Annotated in this window: 19 protein-coding genes; 7 read left to right on the top strand and 12 right to left on the bottom strand. The window is 64.6% G+C overall.

What is annotated here, in order from left to right; genetic code table 11:
- Positions 1-741: 741 nt before the first annotated feature.
- The 3 genes from B0G81_RS36160 to B0G81_RS36150 are packed head-to-tail and all read right to left on the bottom strand — an operon-like array spanning position 742 to position 6,571.
- Entirely contained in the window at positions 742-2,283 is a 1,542-nt protein-coding gene (locus B0G81_RS36160; RefSeq protein WP_134142348.1) for an efflux transporter outer membrane subunit, read from the bottom strand.
- Positions 2,284-2,285: 2 nt separating this feature from the next.
- Positions 2,286-5,423, bottom strand: a complete 3,138-nt coding sequence (locus tag B0G81_RS36155) for an efflux RND transporter permease subunit (RefSeq protein WP_134142346.1) — start codon at positions 5,421-5,423, stop codon at positions 2,286-2,288.
- Entirely contained in the window at positions 5,420-6,571 is a 1,152-nt protein-coding gene (locus B0G81_RS36150) for an efflux RND transporter periplasmic adaptor subunit (protein ID WP_134142344.1), read from the bottom strand. Before B0G81_RS36150 ends, B0G81_RS36155 begins: the two co-directional genes overlap by 4 nt.
- Before the next feature lie 218 nt (positions 6,572-6,789).
- Here B0G81_RS36150 and B0G81_RS36145 point away from each other — a divergent pair, with 218 nt between their 5' ends.
- Complete coding sequence (locus B0G81_RS36145; protein WP_116117168.1) at positions 6,790-7,407, top strand: TetR/AcrR family transcriptional regulator; 618 nt, start codon at positions 6,790-6,792, stop codon at positions 7,405-7,407.
- An 18-nt stretch (positions 7,408-7,425) separates the two neighbouring features.
- On the opposite strand, the gene B0G81_RS36140 is transcribed toward B0G81_RS36145, so the two are convergent.
- On the bottom strand, positions 7,426-7,638 hold the full coding sequence (locus tag B0G81_RS36140) for a hypothetical protein (RefSeq protein ID WP_134142342.1): 213 nt from the start codon (positions 7,636-7,638) through the stop codon (positions 7,426-7,428).
- A gap of 291 nt (positions 7,639-7,929) precedes the next feature.
- Between B0G81_RS36140 and B0G81_RS36135 the strand changes: the two genes are divergently transcribed.
- A complete protein-coding gene (locus tag B0G81_RS36135; RefSeq protein WP_134142340.1) occupies positions 7,930-8,988 on the top strand; it encodes a LysR family transcriptional regulator in 1,059 nt (352 codons plus the stop codon).
- A gap of 150 nt (positions 8,989-9,138) precedes the next feature.
- Here B0G81_RS36135 and B0G81_RS36130 read toward each other — a convergent pair whose 3' ends face one another.
- The 8 genes from B0G81_RS36130 to B0G81_RS36095 all read right to left on the bottom strand — a co-directional run bounded on the left by B0G81_RS36130 (position 9,139) and on the right by B0G81_RS36095 (position 16,868).
- A complete protein-coding gene (locus B0G81_RS36130; protein ID WP_134142338.1) occupies positions 9,139-9,528 on the bottom strand; it encodes a cupin domain-containing protein in 390 nt (129 codons plus the stop codon).
- A gap of 106 nt (positions 9,529-9,634) precedes the next feature.
- The gene (locus B0G81_RS36125; RefSeq protein ID WP_134142336.1) at positions 9,635-10,519 is read right to left on the bottom strand and encodes an AraC family transcriptional regulator; all 885 of its coding nucleotides are present in this window, start codon (positions 10,517-10,519) and stop codon (positions 9,635-9,637) included.
- Complete coding sequence (locus B0G81_RS36120) at positions 10,516-10,746, bottom strand: DUF2795 domain-containing protein (protein ID WP_106284269.1); 231 nt, start codon at positions 10,744-10,746, stop codon at positions 10,516-10,518. The genes B0G81_RS36125 and B0G81_RS36120 overlap by 4 nt, the downstream gene beginning before the upstream one ends.
- A gap of 187 nt (positions 10,747-10,933) precedes the next feature.
- Positions 10,934-11,188 carry a hypothetical protein gene (locus B0G81_RS36115; RefSeq protein WP_106284270.1) on the bottom strand — a complete coding sequence of 85 codons (255 nt, stop codon included), beginning with the start codon at positions 11,186-11,188 and terminating at the stop codon, positions 10,934-10,936.
- Positions 11,189-11,488: 300 nt separating this feature from the next.
- Positions 11,489-12,826 carry a C45 family peptidase gene (locus B0G81_RS36110; protein ID WP_134142334.1) on the bottom strand — a complete coding sequence of 446 codons (1,338 nt, stop codon included), beginning with the start codon at positions 12,824-12,826 and terminating at the stop codon, positions 11,489-11,491.
- Positions 12,827-12,990: 164 nt separating this feature from the next.
- Positions 12,991-14,724: a ClcB-like voltage-gated chloride channel protein gene (locus tag B0G81_RS36105; RefSeq protein WP_106284389.1), complete on the bottom strand. Its 1,734-nt coding sequence runs from the start codon at positions 14,722-14,724 to the stop codon at positions 12,991-12,993.
- Between the two features lie 112 nt (positions 14,725-14,836).
- Complete coding sequence (locus B0G81_RS36100; protein ID WP_134142332.1) at positions 14,837-15,574, bottom strand: glutathione S-transferase; 738 nt, start codon at positions 15,572-15,574, stop codon at positions 14,837-14,839.
- Positions 15,575-15,770: 196 nt separating this feature from the next.
- Positions 15,771-16,868 carry a YeiH family protein gene (locus tag B0G81_RS36095; protein ID WP_134142330.1) on the bottom strand — a complete coding sequence of 366 codons (1,098 nt, stop codon included), beginning with the start codon at positions 16,866-16,868 and terminating at the stop codon, positions 15,771-15,773.
- 121 nt (positions 16,869-16,989) lie between these two features.
- On the opposite strand from B0G81_RS36095, the gene B0G81_RS36090 reads away from it, so the two are divergent.
- The 5 genes from B0G81_RS36090 to B0G81_RS36070 all read left to right on the top strand — a co-directional run bounded on the left by B0G81_RS36090 (position 16,990) and on the right by B0G81_RS36070 (position 22,462).
- Positions 16,990-17,889 carry a LysR family transcriptional regulator gene (locus B0G81_RS36090; RefSeq protein ID WP_134142328.1) on the top strand — a complete coding sequence of 300 codons (900 nt, stop codon included), beginning with the start codon at positions 16,990-16,992 and terminating at the stop codon, positions 17,887-17,889.
- Between the two features lie 190 nt (positions 17,890-18,079).
- Positions 18,080-18,853, top strand: a complete 774-nt coding sequence (locus B0G81_RS36085) for a TIM barrel protein (protein ID WP_134143309.1) — start codon at positions 18,080-18,082, stop codon at positions 18,851-18,853.
- A 218-nt stretch (positions 18,854-19,071) separates the two neighbouring features.
- The gene (locus B0G81_RS36080; RefSeq protein ID WP_134142326.1) at positions 19,072-20,055 is read left to right on the top strand and encodes a sugar kinase; all 984 of its coding nucleotides are present in this window, start codon (positions 19,072-19,074) and stop codon (positions 20,053-20,055) included.
- 146 nt (positions 20,056-20,201) lie between these two features.
- Positions 20,202-21,497: an MFS transporter gene (locus B0G81_RS36075; RefSeq protein WP_134142324.1), complete on the top strand. Its 1,296-nt coding sequence runs from the start codon at positions 20,202-20,204 to the stop codon at positions 21,495-21,497.
- The gene (locus B0G81_RS36070) at positions 21,497-22,462 is read left to right on the top strand and encodes a D-glycerate dehydrogenase (RefSeq protein ID WP_134142322.1); all 966 of its coding nucleotides are present in this window, start codon (positions 21,497-21,499) and stop codon (positions 22,460-22,462) included. Before B0G81_RS36075 ends, B0G81_RS36070 begins: the two co-directional genes overlap by 1 nt.
- Positions 22,463-22,473 lie beyond the last annotated feature (11 nt).

Below are 22,473 nucleotides of genomic sequence, written 5' to 3'. Positions count from 1 at the left end.
GTGACGAACCCAGACACTATCAGGCTGTTACGCCTGTGGATTGCGAAGGAGCCCTATCACCAGACTCCGTGGGGAAAATCCATGTCGTCCCCCATGCGCCCACACCGCAGCATAGAAAACTCACCTGTCCGAATGTAAACAAGTCACTTGCCGTGTTAGCTCCCGTTAGGGATCGCCGTTAGCTCGAATGTTTTACAAAACACATGTCTAATATATCGGCCGTTTCCCATTGAGGGGAAAGGCAGTTTCCCCGCGCCGTAGCGTATGGGGAAACGTGGGGGAGCGATGTTTGGCGGCCTGTGGGGAATGCTCAATTTTCCCTCACATGGCCCGCAAAGCATTATGGCGTGGGGTTTAGCGCTGTGGGGAGAGACTTATCCACGGACTTGCGAACACAATCTGTGGATAAGCTGCAGCGCCGCCAGTCATCCCCGCGGCGCCCGACGTTGCTGCATCCACCGGCACCTCAGGTAACAAACCCATTCGGGTCAAGCACTTAAGCGGGTAGCCCCGGAGTTATCAACAACGCTGTCAACACAAACTGGGGATAACGTCGAGGCCTCCCAGGGTCTTCGTTTCGTGAAAGAGCGATTGTTCAACGCCGGCTGGTTCATTCCGTACCGCACACACAAATCCCCATGCGTTCAAGCTGTTAGCCTGCTTGTCAGATAGTTTTCAACAGGCTCTTCAACAAAAAGTGGGGATAAGTTTGCAGCGATCAGTACGGAATCCCAGGTTTAGCTAATCGACAACACCCGGGTTCGCTGCCGGAGCGGCCGAAGCCGACGCCGAAGCCGAAGCCGTGGTCGCTGCAGTTGCGGAAGACGCCGCCGACCCCACCGGCGGATTCCCCATCGCCTGGAACAACGCCGCTGTATCCGTCAAACGCGCGCTCGTATAGCGGATCTCATCGAGCTGCGCGTTGCGGAACTGCTGCTCGCTTGAACGTGCCGACGCGATCGGCAACGCGCCGAGCCGATAGCGCCCTGAGGTCTCGTCGAAGATGCCTTGCGCCGAGCGCGCGGCGACATTCGCCGCGTCCAGCGCCTGCGAGTCGTGCTCAAGCGCGGCGAGCGTGTCGGCGACGTTCTGGAACGCGGCCAGCACCGTCTGTTTGTACTGCGAGACGGTGGCGTCGTAGGTATCGACCGCGGCGCGCCGTTGCGCGACCAGGGCGCCGCCGTGGAACAGCGGCTGCGACAGCGACGCACCGATGCTCCAGATCGCCCCCGCGCCGGAAAGCGCGACCGGCCAGCTAAAGCCGCCTTGTCCCATCGACGCGCTCAGCGACAGGCTCGGGAACATCTGGGCGGTGGCCACGCCGACATCGGCCGCCGCGGCTTTCAAGGCCGCATCGGCGGCCTGGATGTCGGGACGCGAGCGCAGCAGTTCCGACGGCACTACCACGGGCACCTGCTCAGGCACATGCAACTGCGCGAGTTCGAGGTCGTCCGGTGCGGCGTCCGGTGTGCGGCCGAGCAGCACCGCCAACGCGTGGCGCGTTGTGAGCCACTGCTGCTTCAGGCCCGGCAAACTCGCGGACAGACTCGCGGCGCTTTGTTGCGCGCTCAACTGATCGGCGTGCGAGACGGCCCCCAATGCATAACGCCGCTGCGTGTCGCGCGCCTGATCGTTGGCGATCGTCACAAGCCTTTCCGTCGTCTCGATCTGCGCGCGCAGCGCGGCACTGGTGATTGCCGCGCTCACGATGTTGGCGGCCAGCGCCCGCCGCGCGGCGTCGAACTGATACGCCTGCACGTTGACGCGCGCGGCGAGCGCCGCGTCGGCGAGGCGCGCCGCACCGAACAGGTCGAACGTATAGTGCGCCTGCAACTGACCGACGAAGATGTTGTACAGAAACGTGTTCGGTCCGATCTCGGGGATCGCCAGCGCGCGATTACGCGTGGCCTGGCCGCCGGCATCGATGGTCGGCAGCATCGAACTGCCGATCTGCGCGCGCAGTTGCTCGCGCGCGGCGGCGAGGCTCTTGTCGGTCGCGGCGAGCGTCGGACTGTTGCGCAGGCCTTCATCGACCAACGCGTTCAGCGCGTCCGATCGATACAGCTTCCACCATTCGGGCACCGGCTTCGCGCCGACCACGAATTGCTGCGTGATGCCTTGCGCGGGCACGGTCTGCGCCGGCTGCGCCTCGGCGCCGTAGTGCGCCGGCTGCGGCATGGCGGGCGCCTCGCCGCTCGGCCCGAACGAACAGGCGGCGAGTGTGCATGCCACGCCGGTGAGCGCCGAGATACGTGCGGATCGGGAAAGTGCGAAAGTAATCATGCTCAATTCCCCGTATGCGTCGTGCCGGACGCGGACGGCGCCTGCGGCTCGCGTTCATCGGCACGCACGCGGAACGACACGGCGTAGAGCGCGGGCAGATAAAACAGCGTGAGGATCGTGGCGCTCGTAATCCCGCCCATCAGCGCGGTGGCCATCGGTCCGAAGAAGTTCGAGCGCAGCAGCGGAATCAGCGCAAGCACGGCGGCCGCCGCGGTCAGCGTGATCGGCCGGAAGCGCCGCACGGTCGCGCCGACAATCGCATCGAAACGTTTGTGCCCCGACGCAATGTCCTGCTCGATCTGGTCGACCAGAATCACCGAGTTGCGCATGATGATGCCGAACATCGCGATCACGCCGAGCATCGCGACAAAGCCGAACGGCTGGCCGAACAGCAGCAGCGTGAGCACCACGCCGATCAAGCCGAGCGGCGCGGTCAGCACGACCATCAGCACGCGCGCGAAACTTTGCAGCTGGATCATCAGGAGCGTCAGGACGGCGATGATCATGATCGGCATCTGCGCATTGATCGAGGTCTGACCTTTGCCGCTTTCCTCGACCGAGCCGCCGATTTCGATCCGGTAGCCGACCGGCAACGTCGAACGGATCTGGCTCAACGCTTTGTCCACCGCATGCGTGACGTCGATGCCTTGCGCGCCGGGCGCGACGTCGGACTGAACGGTGAGGGTCGGTTGACGGTCGCGTTCCCAGATCACGCCGTATTCGAGGTCGTTGCGCAAATGGCCGAGCGTGCCGAGCGGCACGGGGCCATTAGGCGTGGGCATCGCCAGCGTGACGAGTTGCGCGGGGTCGACACGCTCCGCCTTCGGCGCGCGCAGATCGACGCTGATCAGCTTGTCGCGTTCGCGGTACTGCGTGACGGTGTAGCCGGAGAGCGTCATCGCGAGGAAGCTCGAAATGTCGTCGGAGCTGACGCCGAGTTCGCGCGCTTTCTTCTGATCGACTTCGAAGCGCACCGAGCGCTCGGCGGGTTCGTCCCAGTCGAACTGGACGTTGCTGGTGCCGCGATCCGCGCGCATGGTCGCGGCGACGCGCTCGGCGATCGAGCGCACGGTGGCGATGTCGTCGCCGCTCACGCGGAACTGCACCGGATAGCCGACGGGCGGTCCATTTTCGAGGCGCGACAGGCGCGTGCGAATCGCCGGAAAGTTGTTGCGCAATTCCGGTTCGAGCCATTGCGCGAGTTTCTCGCGATCCTTCACCGACTTCGCCGTGATCACGAACTGCGCGAAATTGGGCTGTGGCAATTGCTGATCGAGCGGCAGATAGAAACGCGGCGCGCCGGTGCCGACGAAGTCGACCGTATGATCGATTTCCGGGCGGCCCACCAGCGCTTTTTCGAGCCGCTGGGCCTGGCGCAGCGTGGCTTCGAACGACGCGCCTTCGGGCAGGCGCACGTCCACCAGCAACTCGGGACGGTCCGAACTCGGGAAAAACTGTTGCGGCACCAGCGTGAAACCCGCCATGGCCAGCACGAACAGCGCGACGGTGATGGCCAGCACGACGAAGCGCCGCTCGATGCACCAGCCGATCCAGCCGCGCAGCCGCCGGTAGAAACGCGTGTCGTAGATATCGTGCTCGTGATCGTCGGGCAGATGCGCTTCGTGCGCCTCGCGTTTGCGCTCGGGCAGCAGGTGATAGCCGAGCAGCGGAATCAGCACCACCGCGGCGAGCCACGAGGCGATCAGCGCGATCGCCGATACTTCGAAAATCGAGCGCGTGTATTCGCCGGTGCTCGACTTGGCCAGCGCGATCGGCAGAAAACCGGAGACCGTGACGAGCGTGCCGGTCAGCATCGGAAATGCGGTGCTGGTGTACGCATACGCTGCCGCGCGCGTGCGGTTCCAGCCTTGCTCCAGTTTCACCGACATCATCTCGACGGCGATGATCGCGTCGTCGACGAGCAGTCCGAGCGCGAGCACCAGCGTGCCGAGCGACACCTTGTGAAGACCGATGTCGAACAGATACATGCACAACGCGGTGACGGCTAGCACCACCGGGATCGAGATCACGACCACCATGCCGGTGCGCACACCTAGCGAAACCAGACTCACCACCAGCACGATCGCCACCGCTTCGGCGACGGCTTCGAGAAAGTCGTCGACCGAATGCGCGACCGCGTCCGGCATGCTCGACACTTCGACCAGTTGCAAGCCGGCGGGCAGCGCTTTGCGCAACTGCGCCATCTGCTGATCGAGCGCCTTGCCGAGACGGATCACGTCGCCACCCGGCTGCATCGTCACGCCGATGCCGAGCACGGCCTTGCCGCCGGCGCGCATTTGCGTGGCGACGGGGTCGTCGTAGCCGCGCTTGATCGTGGCGATATCGCCGAGACGGAACGAGCGGTTGTTGATGCGGATCAGCGTGTCGGCGAGCGCGTTGATGTCTTTGAACTGACCGGTGGGGCGCACGAATACGCGGTCGTCGGCGGTGGTCAGCGTGCCGGCTTGCGAGACGCTGTTCTGCGAGTTGATCGCCTGGCCGAGTTGCTGCGGCGAGATGCCGAGACGCGTGAGTTGCGTGTTGGCGATCTCGATGTAGATGTGCTGGTCCGGATCGCCGAAATAATCCACTTTGCCGACGCCCGGCACGCGCAGCAGCACCGTGCGCAACTGGTCCGCGTAGTCGTGCAGTTGCGCGGCAGAGAAGCCGTCGCCTTCGAGCGTGTAGATGTTGGTGTAGACGTCGCCGAACTCGTCGTTGAAGAACGGGCCCTGAATGCCTTGGGGCAGCGTCGCCGCAATATCGCCGACTTTCTTGCGCACCTGATACCAGGTCTCGGGCACGTCCCTGACCGGCGCCGAGTCCTTCATCGAGAAGAACATCAGCGATTCGCCGGGGCGCGAGTAGCTGCGCACGAAATCGATGGCGGGCGTCTCCTGCAATTTGCGGCCGATGCGGTCCGTGACCTGTTCCTGCATCTGGCGCGCGGTGGCGCCGGGCCAGAAGGTGCGGATCACCATCACGCGGAAGGTGAAGGGCGGATCTTCGGACTGCGCGAGCCGCGTATAAGCGAGGATGCCGAAGGCGGTCGCAAGCGCGATCAGGAAGACCACCAGCGCCTGATGGCGCAGCGCCCAGGCGGACAGGTTGAAGCGTCCTTCTTCATGCGTGGTGCTCATGAAGCGAAGTCCTCGGGATGCAGCGGCGCGATCGCCCGGACTTTTTCGCCGGCGCTCACCGTATGCACGCCTTGCAGCACGACGCGTTCGCCGTCCTTGAGACCTTGACCGATCACGACGGTGCGTTCGTTGTAACGCGTAACCGTCACGCTGCGCAGTTCCAGCGCGTTATCCGCCGTGCGCACGATCCACACGGCGGGCTGCGTGCCGTCATGGAACAACGCCGTGGCGGGCACGGTGAACGAACCGTGCTGATTAGCCGAGGCGTTAGCTTGTGTGGCGAGTTCGATATCCGCGGTCATGCCGAGGCGCACGTCCGGACCGGGATTGTCGAGCGTGAGCTTGGCGCGATAGGTGCGGCTTTGCGGGTCCGCGGCGGGCGACAGTTCGCGCACGCGCGCGGTGAATTTGCGCCCCGGCAGCGCGGCGAGCGTGACGTTGGCGGTTTGCCCGACCGAGAGCGCGGCGAGCGCGCTTTCCGGCACGTCGCATACCACGTCGATGTCGCCGCTCCACGCGAGGTTGTAGACGGCCTGACCCGCCGAGACGTTCTGGCCCGTGTCGGCCTGTTCGGCGGTAATCACGCCGGCGTGATCGGCGGCGAGCGTGGTGTATTGCAGCTGGTCTTTCGACAACGCCGCCTGCTGCGCGGCCTGATCGCGCTGCGCGAGCGCGGATGCGTACGCATTGGTGGTCTGTTCGAGCTGCGCGGGCGCGATCAGGTTTTCTTTGGCCTGCGCCTGATCGCGATCGAGTTGCTGCTTCGCATACACGAGAGCGTGCTGCGCGGCGGCGAGTTGCGCCTGCGCGCTCGCGGCGTTCTTCTGCTGATCGGCCGGATCGAGGCGGGCGACGATCTGCCCGTTCTTCACCACGTCGCCGAGACGCACGCGCCGCTCGACGATCTTGCCGCCGACGCGAAACGACAGCGGCGTCGAATAGCGCGCCTGCACCTCGCCGGGCAAGGATGCCGCCTGCGTGCCGCTGCCGTCCGCATGCACGGCGACGGCCACCACCGGACGCGGCTCGGGCGCCGCGGCTTGCTGCTTCGAACACGCGGCCAGCGTGACGGCGCCGGCCAGAACCAGCACGGATGCGGCGCGCCGCAGGCGCGCTCGATGACGATGCCGATGGGACTGCGGACGCATCGCGGACGATGCGTGAAGACCGGGACGCTTCACAATTACCCCAACTGGAGACAGCGAACGAACAGGGCAAGCCGCAGCGGCCCGCCAACGAAGACGCGCCGGCCGTTCATGCAATTGGCATACGCGACTGATTCAGAATGACGAGATGCATTCTAATACACACATGTATTTGAATGTTGGAGTGAATTCGAATTCTTTTCGGTGCTAGACTTGCGCCCATGAAACGGCAACGACTGACACGCGAGCAGAGCAAGGACCAGACGCGCGAGCGTCTGCTCGACGCTGCGCAAGCAATTTTTATGAAGAAAGGGTTTGTCGCGGCGAGTGTCGAAGACATCGCGGCGGCGGCAGGCTATACGCGTGGCGCGTTCTATTCGAACTTCGGCAGCAAGAGCGAGTTATTTCTTGAACTATTGCGGCGCGATCATGAGGTCATGCAGGCAGGGCTGCAGGCCATCTTCGCGAACGCGGCATCGCGTGAGGAAATGGAAGAGCGCGTGCTGCGCTACTACAGCAACCTGCATCGCGAGAACAAGTGTTTCCTGCTGTGGGCGGAGGCGAAGCTGCTCGCGGTGCGCGACGGCCGCTTCCGGATTCGCTTTAACGCGTTCATGCACGACAAGCTCGAGCAACTGGGCGCGTATATTCGCGAGTTTTCGGCGCGGGTCGGCACGCCGATGCTGATGCCGCCGGAGACGCTGGCGATCGGCTTGATGAGCTTGTGCGACGGCTTGCAGTTCTTCTACACGGTCGACCCGCAGAACGTGCCGGCGGAGAGAGTTGAAGCGGTGCTGGCGGGATTTTTCGCGCGCGTGGTGTTCGGGCGCGATGCGTAAGCGCGTTGAAGCGCGCGATCAGTTGGTCGGCAACTGCGCGCAGGTGTCCACCACCGGCGTGGCGCATACATACGAATATTGACCGCTGTAGCGCAGCACTTCTTCGCCTACGTGCAGCACCGCCTTGATGTCCGGACAACGCTCATAAGCGATGAAAGCCGAGCAGGCCGCGGCGGACCAGCAGACCAGCGAGAACGCGATTTTTTCGAGAAGCTGAAAACGGTGTGTCATGGCGGCTTGATTGCAATTGATTTCCATTCGGACGCTATGGTACCAGAATACTAGGGTTTATACCTAGTCGAAATCCGCAATAAAGCTCGCAATCAAAGCGCGTTATGAGCCTGCAAGCGTGACGCAGGCGCCTCGCAAACCTGTCCGGATTGTCATGTTCGGGTCAGGGTTGGGACATGATCGGGTCGATACAATCGGAACGTTGGGCAAGCCCGCGCGCGCCTTGCCGCGCGGGTCGACACAGGCGCGAGGCGTGCGCCGGCCCGGCTTTACCGAGGCAGGAGTCGTCCCATGAACCAATTGCAGTCGATGCGCGTATTCGTCAAAGTGGCCGACCTCGGCAGTTTCGTCGGCGCGGCCGGCGCGCTGGATCTTTCCACGGCGGTCGTCACGCGCCACGTCGCCGATCTGGAAGCGCGTTTCGGCACGCGCCTGCTCAATCGCACCACGCGCCGGCTGTCGCTGACCGAGTCCGGCACGACCTATCTGGAGCGCGTGCGTCACATTCTCGACGACCTGGAAGGCGTGGAGCAGATGGTGGTGGCGCGCAATCACGAGCCGGTCGGCACCTTGCGCATCGTCGCGCCGGTGGTGTTCGGGCTGCACAGCCTCGCCCCCGTGGTGCAGTCTTATGCCGCGCGTTATCCGGATGTCGTTCCCGACGTCACGCTCGCGGATCGGCATGTCGATCTGGTGGAAGAGGGCTTCGACGTCGGCATTTTCGTGGCGCGGCACATGCGCAGCGCGAGCATCGTCACGCGACGGCTCACGACCGGCTATCTGACGGTGTGCGCGACGCCCGCTTATCTGGCGCGGCACGGCACGCCGACGCGGCCGGAGCATCTGCTCTCGCATCCCTGGCTGAGCCGGCCGTCCGAGCAGGGCGGCGAGGAGCGTGTGTTCACCGGACCGGATGGCGAAGTCCGCCTGCGCCCGCCGAATGCGATCGTCGCGAACAATACGGAGATGCTCAGGCAGTTCGCGCTGCTGGGCATGGGCGTGGCGATCCTGCCGAGCTATCTGATCGGCCGCGACCTCGCGTCCGGACGGCTGGTGCCGCTGCTACGCGAATACCGTTTGCCGCAGATCGAAGTCTCAATCGCTTATCCGAGCCGCCTGCATTTGCCGGCGAAGGTGCGCACCTTCATCGATCACCTCGTCGAGTATTTCCAGCAGCCGGGGCAGCAGACAAGTGATCCTCGTGCTGTGACGCCGGTGCTTTCGGTGAACGGGGCGACGGACGTTGCAGCGGATATCGACGACCTGTCGGTGCCGGAATTGACTGCCGACGCATCGCGTCCTTTGCACAAGACTACGCGCTCGCGAATCGCGGCTTCATCGCCGTTTTGATGCCGTTTTGACGGCGTTTTGGCACCGGGCGCGGCTGGCGTCGGCTTTTGAGGCGCGGCGGCAGTTGGTGTGGCGGGCTCGCCGGCATGCCTGTCGGCGCTGTGCGCTGCGTCTCGCTTCGCAGCGCCGCCCTGAAAGCGCGCTAACGCCTTAGATCCACACGTCGTTTGCCGCCGTCCGTTCGCTGACTTCCTCGCCGGTATTCTTCACGCCGCGCGGTTCGATCAGCAGCAGCTTCACTTCGTGTTCGGCGTACGGCTTATGCTCGATGCCCTTCGGCACCACGAACATTTCCCCCGCCGAAATCAGCACGAAACCGTCGCGCATGTCGATGCGCAATTGCCCCTCGAGCACGATGAACGTCTCGTCGGTGTCGGCGTGCTCGTGCCAGATGAAATCCCCCTCGATTTTTACCAGCTTGAACTGATAGTCGTTCATTTCGGCGACCACGCGTGCTTGCCACCGGTCGTTGAAAAGCCGCAATTTTTCCGCGAAATTGATGGCCTGATACGGCCGTTGAGTGACCTGTGCGTCGGACATGCAGTGCTCCTCCTGAGCGGTTATGTCAGGCAGGAGCGTACGGCGCGGCGGGTGGCCGGGTCTTGAACGTTTGTGCGCGCGGGCTGTGCGTCGAAAACGTCTTCGCTCAGCGCGCGCCGGGTCCCGACGATCCGAGCATCTTCAGCCATTGCGCCGGTGCGACGCCCCAGGTGTGCTTGAAGTGCCGCGTCATGTGGCTCTGATCGGCGAAGCCGCTCGCCGCTGAGGCGTCGGCGAGCGACACGCCCGCGAGCACCCGTTGCCGCACGAGATCGAGCCGCCGCATGGTCAGATAGCGGTGCGGACTGGTGCCGAACAGTGCGCGAAAATCCCGCGACAAACTCCAGCGGTCGCGGCCCGCCGCGGCCGCGAGTTCATCGAGCGTGACGGCGCGATCGAGCGAGGCCAGCAGGTAGTCGCGCGCAAGTGTTGCCGCGCGGCAATCGACCGGACGCGGTGTATCCGGCGCGCCTGCCACCGTGTCGAGCGCGACCGCAAGGTCGTAGAGCGCGCTGTCCTGTTCAAGCGGATCGATGGCGCTGTCCATCGCGCGCAGCAGGCTTTCGGTGGCGGCGAACAGCCGCGGATCGTTCGACAGCCCGCCTTCCAGGAACGGCAGCGGCTTGCCGCCGAGCGCCTGCTGGAACAGCGCCGGATCGACATAGATCATGCGGTAGTGGAAGCCGTCGCCGGTGCCGGCCTGGCCGTCGTGCGGTTCGTCGGGATGCAGCACCATCGTGCCGCCCGGCAAGCTGTTGCGGGTGCTGCCGCGATAGCGAAAGCTCTGCACGCCGGACAGCGTGCGGCCGATCGCATAGGTATCGTGGCGATGCATCGCGTAGCCGGCCTGGTGAAAGAACGCCTCGATCCGCTCGATGCCGCTCGCGCCGACCGTTTGCGGCGAGCGATAAATCCAGTCGAAACCGCGGCCGTTGCGCGTAGACGAAAGCGGCAAGGAACGCGCCGGCGATGAAGCCGGTTCCTCGCTCATCCGCCGAGCCCCGGGCCGTAATTGCCGCTGATGTAGCGCGTCACGGAGGCGACGTCGGCGTAATCCTGTTCCGGCAGGCCGTCGAGCATCGACAGCACTTCGTTGCTCGCGCCTGCTTCGCGCGCGGCGTCGACCAGCGCGTCCTTGTACGTGGGAAATTGGACTTCGCTCAGAAGATCGGTGATCTGCAGGTCAATCGATTCGCCGGGAATAGCCGATGCGGTCATGCAAACGCTCCTGTTGATACGGTTGGACGTGACGAGGACGTGAGTGTTGCCGCTGAATGAAACGCCAGGGGCCGGGTTGGCTGCCGGATACCGCTTGAGAAAGTGCCGAGCCGCGCTCGCCACCGTCGCCGCTTACGGGGCGACGTCTAGCGCATGCACCCGGCGCGCGCTTCCGTACATGCCGGTGTCAGGTCTGCAAATGCTCGTTCTGTCCGGTGAAGCTTCGATCGAGATGCCGTGACTTGGGCAGCGCGATATGTTGCCATTGTTGCGGACGATTATTGTCCGTGGCGGCAACATCCGGCGCCGCCGGGGCGACAGGTGCTGCGTTGGCGCGTTCGGCAAGACTATTGGCGTTCGTGCTGTCCGGCGCGGTGTGAACCGGCGCGGCGAAACACGAGGCTGACAGCGTCACCATGGTCAACAGCGTCGAGGTTTTCATCCCGACCTCCTAAGCTCATGCGGCGCTGACAGTTGAGCAAATGCTGTGCCGCAAGCGCTGTGCCGTCCCCGCGTCGAAAGGACGGCGCATGCTCTGCGCGGCGTGGCCGAGGTGTACGGTCGGCGGCTACCGCGCATCTTTCCATCTTACGCGCGCAAATTCTGCATCGCGCGCACGTTTGCGGCAAAACGGTATTGTGATTTCAGATGATGGCAGAAACCCGGCGACAACGCAGCAGCGCCATCGCGAACGGCCGTGCGGCGTGAATGTTGCGACGCGGCAGGCGCGATGGACGAGGCTCTAGCGCAGCACGTCGAAGCGCGTCCACGGCCACGAAGGCCGGTCGCGCATGTACCCATTCAGCCAGTTCCACTGCGGATGCCGCTTCATGAACGCCTGCGCGTCGAACGGCCGCCCGCAAGGGTGGCCCCAGCGCGCGCTGAACGCCATCTCGCGCGCCATTTCACTGTCGACCACCTTGCCGTCGTTGGCGCCCCATGGATTGAACGGCCCGTGATCGGTGCCGCCGAAGCGCGCGTCGTCCAGTTCCAGATGCCCGCAGATGGTGCGCGAGCATGGGTTGTCATTGCGGTCGAGATAGACGTCGTGATGATCGGCGATCATCTCCTTGGCCAGTTCCACGTCGATCTTGCCGCGATGCATTTCCTCGAGCTGCATGAAGCGCAGGCGCCGTGCGCCGTTCTTGCGCACGTCTGTATAGTCTTCGCCTTCGCCGAGGCATTCCTGGTTGCGGATCTTCAGGTCGGTCGCGGTGTTGTAGCCGCTGTAGAAACCGTCCCTGGTGCTCTCGAAACCGGAGAAGTGCAGGCCCAGTTCGTAGCGCGCGATCTCGCCGGTCTTGGCGTCGCCCAGCAGCCAGCTGTTCGCATAGCCGCCGTTATTGGCGATCGCGAACATTTCGCACCATTCGCCGATGCTGCTCGCGTACTGCGACGCGCGCCGCGAGCGATAGAACTCGGGCGCGCCCGCCGCGTTGTAGCCGGCGAAGTTGGAGATGGTGGTTTCCGTCACCATCAGCCCGGCGGCGGTGACCCAGAAATCCGTGAGACTGGAAATGCAGCCGGGCAGCCCTTGCATCAGGATGCGGTTGCCCTCGTCGGGCACGATGTCGAAGATCACGTTGAACGCGTCGCCGGCGGCGTAGCGGTCCCACGAGTTGTGTGCCATCACGATGCGGCCGTCGCGCGTTGCCCGGCCGGTGGCAATGAATGCGCTGCAATGGTGCCCGCGCCGTCCGCGCCACGGCTTTACGCCGAGGTTCGGCTGCTTCTGCGACGCGTGAGTCGGCCACCAGCTTTGCAGCAGATCCATGTAGCCGTTCCACGCCAGCACTTCGGCGAACGGCAGCTTGGCGCCGTCGGCGATGCCCTGGATTTCGTCGGCGAATTCGGTGTCGAGTTTGTTGGCGAACTGCGAGACCGCGGCGTTGACGAAGGTGTCGAAATCTTCGCCGGTGTCCCATTTGGCGAGATAGCGGGCGGTGTGGATCGCGTTGCGGATTTCGCTGGCGAGCAACTGGCCGTGCTGCTCGCCGCGATCGTACGGCTCGCCTTCGATATGCAGGAAAATCCAGCCCGCCTGGTCGCGGCGCACGGCATCGAGGGACGGTTCGCTCATCTTCGCTCCGGTCGAAGGACGGGCGTCTCGGCGCGCCCGTTCTGGCGTAACGCGCGCTGCCGGCGTTCGCCGCAGCGGTTTGTCCATTGTAGAGAATTTGCCGCGCTTTGCACGGGCCCCAAAGAGAGCGCGGGCGCGGCCTGGAGGCGGATCGCGCGCGGTGCCTAACGCGTCGGATTCATGCGGAAATACGCGTCGAGCAGCGAGCTCTTGTAGACCACGCCGGCGAGCGTGGGATGCGCGGCGCTTTCGATCACCGGCAGGCGCTCGCCCTGGAACGCGAGGAAATGCTGCAACGCTACGCCGAGCGGCATGTCCGGCGTGAGCACGTCGAAATGCGGCTGCAGATAGTTTGCTGCGGTCTTCGCGGACGTGTCGCTGCCGTCGAGCAGATCGGAGGTGATGTCCTTCAAAGCGACGACGCCGAGAAACGCGCCGGACTCGTTCGCCACGTAGAGATACTTCACCGGGTATTCGAGGAATACGCGCGTCATGTCCTGCACGGTCGCATTGGGCGGCACGACGGTTTCGGCGGGGCGGATCAGCTCGCGCATCTGCGTGGCGCGCAGTCGCGAGCGCTCCTGTTCCTCGTGATTGCGGCGCAGCGTGATTTCGTACATGGAGGTCTTGCCGATCGCGCGCGACACGAAATAGGCGACCACGCAGGAAAGCATCAGCGGCAGCACCACCTGATAGCTGAGCGTCATCTCGAAGATCATCAGGATCGCCATCAGCGGTGCCTGGGTCGCGCCCGCCAGGAACGCGCCCATGCCGACCATGGCGTACGCGAACGGCGCCGACGTGCCGTGCGGCCACAGCGCGTGCATGCCCTGACCGAACAGCGAGCCGACCACCGCGCCGACGAACAGCGTCGGCGTGAACACCCCGCCGACCGCGCCGGAGCCCGCCGTGGCCGCCGTGGCGACGAGCTTGAAGACGAGCACGAGGACGAGCGCGGTCCACGTCCACGGCGAATGCAGGATCGAGTTGACGACGCTGTAGCCATTGCCCCATACCTCAGGCGTCCAGACCGACAGAATGCCGACCACCAGGCCGCCGAGCGCGAGCCTCAACGGCAGCGGCACCGGCAGCTTGCGAAAGCTTTGCTTCGACGCGTCGAGCAGCCGCAGAAACTGCGGCGCGGCCGCGCCGCACAGCGCGCCGAGCGCGACGAACAGCAGCACCTCGAGGCCCGCCACCGGCGGAAACACCGGCATTTCGTACGGCGGCTTGTAGCCGGCGAATTCACGCATGGTGATGTTGGCGACCACCGCCGACACCACCACGGGCCCGAAGCTCTCCATGGCGATCGAGCCGAGCACGATCTCGGTGACGAAAAACGCGCCCGCGATCGGCGCGCTGTACGCCGAGGTGATCCCGGCCGCCGCGCCGCAGGCCACCAGCAGACGCAGCCGGGGCGGATCGAAATGCACCCAGCGTCCGATCAGCGAACCGGCGAGCGCCGCCAGTTGCACCATCGGACCTTCGCGGCCGATCGACCCGCCGCTCGAAATCGTGAACAGCGACGACACGCTGCGCCACAAGCTCAGTTTGACCGGCACCACGCCGTCGCCGATCGCGACGGCTTCCATGTAATCGATGTGATTGCACTTGTCCTCGTAACGCCGCGCGATCAGCAGAAAGAAGCCGGCGATCAGGCCGCCTGCCGCGGGCAGCCAGATCCGCACGGTCCACGGCAAGCCGCGCGCCATTTCGACGAAACTGCCGGACTTGCCGACGATCGCGAATTGCAGCAACGCGATGCCCTCGCGAAAGCCGATGGTCGCGAAGGCGCCCGCGACGCCGACCACGACTGACCAGATCAGCATGGTGTGAGCGTCGGAAAGGCGGAACAGATCTTGGGCGCGGGTGCGCAGCTTCAGCAGGAATGAAAGCACGTCGACGGTACAGGGCGTGAAAGTGGGTTGGACAGCGCGCACGGTAACAGCATCACGCCCGCTTTGGACGGCGGGCGCGCAACGTTGAGCGAATGAGTGAAGAAGGCGCGGCTCAAGTCGCCGCCTTGTCGAGTTCCGGGTAGTGCCGGAAGATGCAGGCCTCGTTGTGCTCGATGCGCCGCCCGGACTGCAGATACGCGGCGATGTTCGGCCGCTCGATCACCGCGTCGTGCAACGCGGCGAGCCGCGGGTAGTGTTCGCCGAATCGCTTGAGCGCGCGGGGAAACGCGTACAGCAGGCCGTCGATCAACTGGAACATCGACAGGTCGACGTAAGTGAGCGCGTCGCCCACCATGAACTGATCGCCGGCCGGATTCTGTTTGAGCACGCGCTCGAAGTACGACATGAACTTCGGAATACGGTTGTCGATAAAGTCATGCGCGCGCACCTTGGCGGCGTCTTTCTGGTCTTCGTAGTACAGCGCGCTGGCGAGCGGGTGATGCGTGTCGTGCGCCTCGGTGACCATGTCCGCTATCGTCAGTTGCAGGCCGTTGGCCACATAGCGCAGGCTCTCCACCGAGGGTGCGAGGTTCAGCCGCGGGCCAAGATAGAACAGGATGTTGGCGGTCTGCGCGATCACCAGGTCGCCGTCTTTCAGAAACGGTGGCGCGAACGGCGGATACGGCTCGTCCTTGCTCTTCATCACCGACATCATCGCCTTGGTGCCGAGACCGTCGGACGGTTCGCCGCGCGCCACTTCCACGTAGTCGGCGCCGGCTTCTTCCAGGGCGAGCCGCACGAATTCTCCGCGGCCTTGCAGGCCGTCCCAATAGTAAAGTTCCAGGCTCATCGATCGATCCTCATTCCGGTTGCATTGACACAGACGCGAAGACGGGGCGCGAAGCGCAGCGCGGAAGCGGCCCACCTTGGCATGCTGCATGAGCTGATGACGTCGGCAGCCAGTATGCCGCGCGAGCGGGCAGATTGGGTCTCCAGAATGCGCAAAACCCCGCACGCGGCGGGGTGGGTTTGAAGGCGAGGGCGGCTTAGCCGAACAGGTGCTGGACAGTCCATGTAATTCCGAGTCCGCCGGCAATCAGCCACACATACAGGATCAAGCCGGTGGTCAGTGCGCGGGGGCCGGCCTGCCGGATCTGCGCAATGCGCGTTTCGATGCCGAGCGCGGTCATGGCCATGGTCAGCGCGAAGGTGTCCAGCGTGTTGAGCGTGCTGGTCGCGACTTCCGGCAGCACATGCAATGAGTTGATCACGACGAAGGCGAGAAAGCCGAGCGCGAACCAGGGGATCGCCAGCTTGCGCGGCGCGTTGCCGTGGGCGCCGTCCTGCGCGCCGGCGGCAGCCGAATCGCGACGCGCCGAGCGGTTCACCCACATGCCGACCACCAGCAGCACCGGCACCAGCAACATCACGCGGGTCATCTTCACGATGGTGGCAATGTGCGCCGCTTCCGGGCTCACGTTGCTGGCCGCGCCGACCACCTGCGCCACTTCATGGATCGTGCCGCCGAAGAAGAGGCCCGCGCCGACCGTGTCCAGATGCAGCCAGCCTGCCTTGAACAGAACCGGGTAAAGGAACATCGAGAGCGTGCCGAACAGCACCACGCTGCCTACCGCCATCGCGCTTTTATGCGGCTTCGATTGCAGCGTCGATTCGAAGGCGAGCACGGCGGCGGCGCCGCAGATCGCGCTGCCCGCGGCGGTCAGCAAGGCCGTGTCGCGGTCGAGCTTCATGATTTTCATGCCGGCCCACGTGCCGATCACGAGCGTGCTGACCACGATCAGAACGGATTCCGCGAGACCGGGCACGCCGACCTGAGCAATTTCCTGGAGGCTCACGCGCAATCCGAAGAAGGCCACCGCGATCCGCAACAACTTGCGCGCCGAGAAATTGACGCCGGCCGCCCAACTGGCGGGCATGCCATCGCGCAAGGCGTTGCCGTAAATGGCGCCAGCCACGATGCCGACGATCAGCGGGCTCAAGCCCAAGCCGGCAACAGCGGGAATCGCGGCGATGCGCGTCACGGCCGCGGCGAAAAGCGCGACGAACAGAACGCCGTTGAGCTGCCCGCGGGTGGAAAACCCGGCGGGCGTCGTGCTGGAGGCGGTGAGATGAGCGGTGGACATGAAGCAGCCCTTTTCTGTGACTGACGAAGATTCGATGGGGCTAATCCTAAATTAGATATATCGATATGAAAAATCATGATTTAGAATGTAAGGTATCGCTCCAGCTGATACTTCGCCCTCCATGACCCCCGATCAACTTATAACTTTCGCTGCCGTCGCCGAGCATCGCAACATTAGCCGGGCGGCTGTGGCGCTGCACTTGTCGCAGCCCGCCGTGTCCGGCCAGTTGCGGCAGTTGCAGGACGAATTCGGCGAGCCCCTATATCAGCGCGATGGCCGCGGCGTGCGTCTCACGCCCGCGGGCGAGCAGCTCGCCAGCTACGCCACGCGGCTGCGCGACACCTGGCGGCAGGCGCATGCGTACCGTGATGCCTTGCGCGGCCTCGAGCAGGGCACCTTGCGGATCGGTGCGAGCACCACGCCCGCCAGCTACCTGCTGCCGTATCTGATCGCCGACTTCCATCGCCGCTATCCGGACGTCACGCTGCATACGGCGGACGGCAATACCACGGAGATCGTCGCTGCGCTCGATTCGGTGGACATCGCGATGATCGAGGGGCCGGTCGGCGTGGATCTGCCGCCGGACACGGCGGTGCACTCGTGGCGTGAAGACGAGATCGTCGCGATCATGCCGCGCGCGCATCCGTTGGCGCAGTCGGCGCAGTCGGGCAGAGGCGGCCCGGCCGGGCTGGCGGCTTTCGGCGACTATCCGCTGGTGTTGCGCGAGGCGGGCTCGGGCGTGCGGCAGATCGTCGAGCGCGCGTTCGCGCGGGCCGGTGTGCCGATGCGCGTCGCGCTGGAGATCGCCGGCGTCGAAGGCGTGAAGGAGGCGGTGCGCGCGGGCATGGGCATCGGTTTCGTGTCGGCCATGTCGATGCGGCACGAAGACCGCGCGCTGTGTCTGCTGTCGCTCAGTCCGGAGCCGCTCACGCGGCGCCTGTCGATTCTGGTGCCGCATGCGAGCGCGCCGTCGCGGGTGGTGGAGCAGTTTCTCGCGCTGTGTCTCGCGGAACAGCGTTGAGTCTTTGGCGCGGCTGCCGACACGTCGATCGCACACCATGCCAACCGACGCCTGGGGATTTCCACTATGGTGCATAACCGCGCCCTCGGCGCACTATTCGGGCATCGGAAGCGCCTCGGCGCTTTTTTTCGAAGCGTGTTTGGAACCGGTTCCAAATGCCGATCGCGAGACAGATTTGAGTAAATTCGACATGGCTGACGCAGTGGACGTGGTGATCGTCGCAAGCGCATTCGGGATGGACGCGGTCCGCGCGGACGGTCATCTGAAGTGGGCGCAAGCGAGCAAACAGGCCGGCGCGGCGGGTTTCGAAGTGCGCCGCGAACTGTTCGCTGACGAAACAGACGCCGCGCCGCACAAGCTGCGCGCGCTCGGCGAGCAGATCGCCGAGCTGGGACTGTGGTCCGTGTACTCCACGCCGGCTGCGCTGTACACGGCGCAGGGCAAGCTCGACGCCGAAGCACTGCGCCTTTCGACGGAAGAAGCGCGCGCGCTCGGTGCGCGCTTCGTGAAGTTGCAACTCGGCGGGTTCGCCACCGACGCCAACGCTGCGGTGATCGCCGATCACATGCGCTGCGCGGAGTTGCGCCTCGTCGTCGAAAACGGGCAGTTGGCCGAGGGCGGTTCGCTCGCGCAATTCACCGGCCTGTTCGACGCGCTGGCGCGCGAAGGCCACGCCGACGTGCTCGGCATGACCTTCGACATCGGCAACTGGGCCTGGCGCGAGGTGATGCCGCTCGACGCCGCCGCGCCGCTGGCGGCGCATGTGGACTACATCCATTGCAAGACGACGGTGGGTGAGGGCGCACGACGCTTCCCCGCGGCCCCGGCCGCGGACGACGCCCAGTTCGCCGCCGTGCTCGACAAGCTGCCGCGTCATGTGCCGCGCGGCATCGAATTTCCGTTCGATACGAGCCGTACCGAAGCAGACGCGGCGCATTACGTCGCATGGCTGGCCGCCGCGTGAGCGGCATGTGGAACCTGAGAGAAGCAGCGACACCGAGAAAAGCACGCGGCAACACGCACGCGGCAAATGGGTCGTGGCAAAGGAAAGCAGCAAGCGGTGTGCGCGAAGCGGTACGCCCAAACGGCACCCAGCAAATCTGACGCTGCAAACCGTGAGCGATAAACACCCACGCGAAACACGCGAAACACGCGGCAAAAAGGATCACGCAGGAGCGAAGCATGAACAAGCCAACCGCAGCACTCGATGTCATCACCTACGGCGAAGCGATGGCCATGTTCGTGGCCGCCGAAACCGGCCCGCTCGCGGGAGTCGGACAGTTCACGAAACGTGTCGCCGGCGCCGATCTGAACGTGGCGATCGGTTTGTCGCGCCTCGGCTTCAAGGTGGGGTGGATGAGCCGCGTCGGCAACGATTCGTTCGGCCAGTACGTGCGCGACACGCTGACGAAAGAGGGCATCGACCAGGGCTGCGTCACGACCGACGAGCGCTATCCGACCGGCTTCCAGCTGAAGTCGAAAAACGACGATGGCAGCGACCCGGCGGTCGAGTATTTCCGCAAAGGTTCGGCGGCGAGTCATCTGTCGCTGGCCGACTATGCGGCGCACTACGTCCTGCAAGCGCGCCACCTGCATCTGACCGGCGTGGCGCCCGCGATTTCGGCAAGCTCGCGCGAACTCGCGTTCCATCTGGCGCGCGAGATGCGTGCCGCCGGCAAGACGATTTCGTTCGACCCGAACCTGCGCCCGCCGCTGTGGCCGTCGCGCGCCGCGATGGTCGAAGGCCTGAACGCGCTTGCCGCGCTGGCCGATTGGGTGCTGCCCGGCATCGGCGAGGGCGAGATTCTGACCGGCTATACGCAGCCGGAGGACATCGCGAAGTTCTATCTGGATCACGGCGCGCGCGGCGTGATCATCAAGTTGGGCGCGCAGGGCGCGTACTTCCGCACCGCCGGCGAGGCCGCCGTGATCGCCGGTCAACCGGTTGCGAAAGTCGTGGACACGGTCGGCGCGGGTGATGGATTTGCCGTCGGCGTGGTCAGTGCTTTGCTTGAGGGCAAGTCGCTGCCGCAAGCGGTGGCGCGCGGCAACCGCATCGGCGCGCTGGCGATTCAGGTGATCGGCGATTCGGAAGGGCTGCCGAGCCGGGCCGAACTCGACGCGCTGGAAGCGGCGCAAGCGCCGTCCGTCGCGGCCGCGGCCTGACGACCGACAAGACCCAAAGGACCGCGCAGCTCGCAAGACCGCAAGCCGCGTTGAACCCGACCGCCTCGATAACAGCAAGAGCGCTCGAACAGAGCGCCGCATGACCGTCCATCATTGTTTCGGGAAGCCGTCCAAGGAGACACCCCATGACTTCATCGCTTGCGATTCGCCGTTGGTGGACGATCATGCCGATCGTATTCATCACCTACAGTCTCGCTTATCTGGATCGCGCGAACTACGGTTTCGCGTCGGCCGCCGGCATCAACCAGGATCTTGGCATCAGCAAGGGACTGTCGTCGCTGATCGGCGCGCTGTTCTTCCTTGGTTATTTCTTCTTCCAGATTCCCGGCGCGATCTACGCGGAACGCCGCAGCGTCAAAAAGCTCGTGTTCTGGAGCCTGATTCTGTGGGGCGGGTGCGCGTCGCTCACCGGCATGGTCAGCAACATTCCGTCGCTGATGGTGATCCGCTTCGTGCTCGGCGTGGTCGAAGCCGCGGTGATGCCGGCCATGCTGATTTTCATCAGCAACTGGTTCACCAAAAGCGAGCGCTCGCGTGCCAACACTTTCCTGATTCTCGGTAATCCGGTGACGGTGCTGTGGATGTCGGTGGTATCCGGCTATCTGGTGCATTCGTTCGGCTGGCGTCACATGTTCATCGCCGAAGGCGCGCCCGCAATTCTTTGGGCCGTGTGCTGGTGGTTCATCGTGAAGGACAAGCCGCAACAGGTGTCATGGCTCACGCAGCAGCAGAAGGACGACCTCGCCGAAACACTGCGCGCCGAGCAGGCCGCGATCAAGCCGGTGCGCAACTATAGCGACGCGTTCAAAACGCCCGCGGTGATCAAGCTGTGCGCGCAATATTTCTGCTGGAGCATCGGCGTGTATGGTTTCGTGCTGTGGCTGCCGTCCATCCTGAAGAACGGTTCGACGCTCGGCATGGTCGAAACCGGCTGGCTCTCGGCGCTGCCTTATCTTGCCGCGACCATCGCGATGCTTGCAGCTTCATGGGCATCGGATAAACTCAACCGCCGCAAGGTATTCGTGTGGCCGTTCCTGCTGATTGGCGCGGTCGCGTTCGCGGCTTCGTATGCGCTCGGCTCCACGCATTTCTGGCTCTCGTATGCCTTGCTGGTGATCGCCGGCGCCGCGATGTACGCGCCGTATGGCCCGTTCTTCGCGATCGTGCCGGAACTGCTGCCGAAGAACGTCGCGGGCGGCGCGATGGCGCTGATCAACAGCATGGGCGCGCTCGGTTCGTTCGTCGGCTCGTATGTGGTCGGCTATCTGAACGGCGCGACCGGTTCGCCCGCCACGTCGTATGCATTCATGAGCGTGGCGCTTGTTGCCGCCGTGATTCTGACGCTGATCGTCAAACCGCAGCAGCAGGAAACCAGCAACGCGGCCGCCGTTCGTCATACCGTCGCAAGGAAAATAAGCTGATGAAGAAGATCGTCGCCTGGAAGTCGTTGCCCGAAGATGTGCTCGCGTATCTGCAGCAGCATGCGCAAGTCGTGCAGGTCGACGCCGCGCAGCACGACACCTTCGTGGCCGCGCTGAAAGACGCGGACGGCGGTATCGGTTCGAGCGTGAAGATCACGCCGGCGATGCTCGAAGGCGCGACGCGGCTCAAGGCGCTCTCCACCATCTCGGTGGGCTTCGACCAGTTCGACGCGGCCGATCTCACGCGCCGCGGCATCGTGCTCGCGCACACGCCCGACGTGCTGACCGAGTCCACCGCGGACACGGTGTTTTCGCTGATTCTCGCCTCGGCGCGACGCGTGGTCGAACTCGCCGAATGGGTGAAGGCAGGGCGCTGGCAGCACAGCATCGGCCCGGCTTTGTTCGGCGTCGACGTGCAGGGCAAGACGCTCGGCATTGTCGGGCTCGGGCGGATCGGCGGCGCGGTGGCGCGGCGCGCGGCACTAGGTTTCAACATGAAGGTGCTGTACACCAACCGCAGTGCGAACCCGCAGGCGGAAGCGGCGTATGGCGCGCGGCGAGTCGAGTTGGCGGAACTGCTCGCCGTGTCCGACTTCGTTTGCCTGCAAGTGCCTTTGACGCCGGAAACGAAGCATCTGATCGGCGCGGCCGAGTTGAAGTCGATGAAGAAAAGCGCGATCCTGATCAACGCCTCGCGCGGCGCGACCGTCGACGAAAAGGCGCTGATCGAGGCGCTGCAAAACGGCACGATTCACGGCGCGGGTCTCGACGTGTTCGAGACCGAACCGCTGCCGGCCGAGTCGCCGCTGCTGAAGCTGGCGAACGTGGTCGCGCTGCCGCATATCGGTTCGGCGACCCACGAAACCCGTCACGCCATGGCGCGTAATGCGGCGGAAAACCTGGTCGCCGCGCTCGACGGCACGCTGACCAACAATATCGTCAACCGCGACGTTCTTTCGAAATGAGCCGATTCCGC

It is taken from the genome of Paraburkholderia sp. BL6665CI2N2 (assembly GCF_004366535.1).
In the GTDB taxonomy this organism is placed as follows: Bacteria; Pseudomonadota; Gammaproteobacteria; order Burkholderiales; family Burkholderiaceae; genus Paraburkholderia.
The sequence above is the reverse complement of the archived record's forward strand: the minus strand, read 5'-3'. Positions and strand labels throughout refer to the sequence as shown.

What these genes read in the sequence shown, in the direction of transcription:
- B0G81_RS36160 (WP_134142348.1), bottom strand. Translation starts at nt 2,283, where the DNA reads ATGATTACTTTCGCACTTTCCCGATCCGCACGTATCTCGGCGCTCACC.
- B0G81_RS36155 (WP_134142346.1), bottom strand. Translation starts at nt 5,423, where the DNA reads ATGAGCACCACGCATGAAGAAGGACGCTTCAACCTGTCCGCCTGGGCG.
- B0G81_RS36150 (WP_134142344.1), bottom strand. Translation starts at nt 6,571, where the DNA reads ATGCGTCCGCAGTCCCATCGGCATCGTCATCGAGCGCGCCTGCGGCGC.
- B0G81_RS36145 (WP_116117168.1), top strand. Translation starts at nt 6,790, where the DNA reads ATGAAACGGCAACGACTGACACGCGAGCAGAGCAAGGACCAGACGCGC.
- B0G81_RS36140 (WP_134142342.1), bottom strand. Translation starts at nt 7,638, where the DNA reads ATGACACACCGTTTTCAGCTTCTCGAAAAAATCGCGTTCTCGCTGGTC.
- B0G81_RS36135 (WP_134142340.1), top strand. Translation starts at nt 7,930, where the DNA reads ATGAACCAATTGCAGTCGATGCGCGTATTCGTCAAAGTGGCCGACCTC.
- B0G81_RS36130 (WP_134142338.1), bottom strand. Translation starts at nt 9,528, where the DNA reads ATGTCCGACGCACAGGTCACTCAACGGCCGTATCAGGCCATCAATTTC.
- B0G81_RS36125 (WP_134142336.1), bottom strand. Translation starts at nt 10,519, where the DNA reads ATGAGCGAGGAACCGGCTTCATCGCCGGCGCGTTCCTTGCCGCTTTCG.
- B0G81_RS36120 (WP_106284269.1), bottom strand. Translation starts at nt 10,746, where the DNA reads ATGACCGCATCGGCTATTCCCGGCGAATCGATTGACCTGCAGATCACC.
- B0G81_RS36115 (WP_106284270.1), bottom strand. Translation starts at nt 11,188, where the DNA reads ATGAAAACCTCGACGCTGTTGACCATGGTGACGCTGTCAGCCTCGTGT.
- B0G81_RS36110 (WP_134142334.1), bottom strand. Translation starts at nt 12,826, where the DNA reads ATGAGCGAACCGTCCCTCGATGCCGTGCGCCGCGACCAGGCGGGCTGG.
- B0G81_RS36100 (WP_134142332.1), bottom strand. Translation starts at nt 15,574, where the DNA reads ATGAGCCTGGAACTTTACTATTGGGACGGCCTGCAAGGCCGCGGAGAA.
- B0G81_RS36095 (WP_134142330.1), bottom strand. Translation starts at nt 16,868, where the DNA reads ATGTCCACCGCTCATCTCACCGCCTCCAGCACGACGCCCGCCGGGTTT.
- B0G81_RS36090 (WP_134142328.1), top strand. Translation starts at nt 16,990, where the DNA reads ATGACCCCCGATCAACTTATAACTTTCGCTGCCGTCGCCGAGCATCGC.
- B0G81_RS36085 (WP_134143309.1), top strand. Translation starts at nt 18,080, where the DNA reads ATGGCTGACGCAGTGGACGTGGTGATCGTCGCAAGCGCATTCGGGATG.
- B0G81_RS36080 (WP_134142326.1), top strand. Translation starts at nt 19,072, where the DNA reads ATGAACAAGCCAACCGCAGCACTCGATGTCATCACCTACGGCGAAGCG.
- B0G81_RS36075 (WP_134142324.1), top strand. Translation starts at nt 20,202, where the DNA reads ATGACTTCATCGCTTGCGATTCGCCGTTGGTGGACGATCATGCCGATC.
- B0G81_RS36070 (WP_134142322.1), top strand. Translation starts at nt 21,497, where the DNA reads ATGAAGAAGATCGTCGCCTGGAAGTCGTTGCCCGAAGATGTGCTCGCG.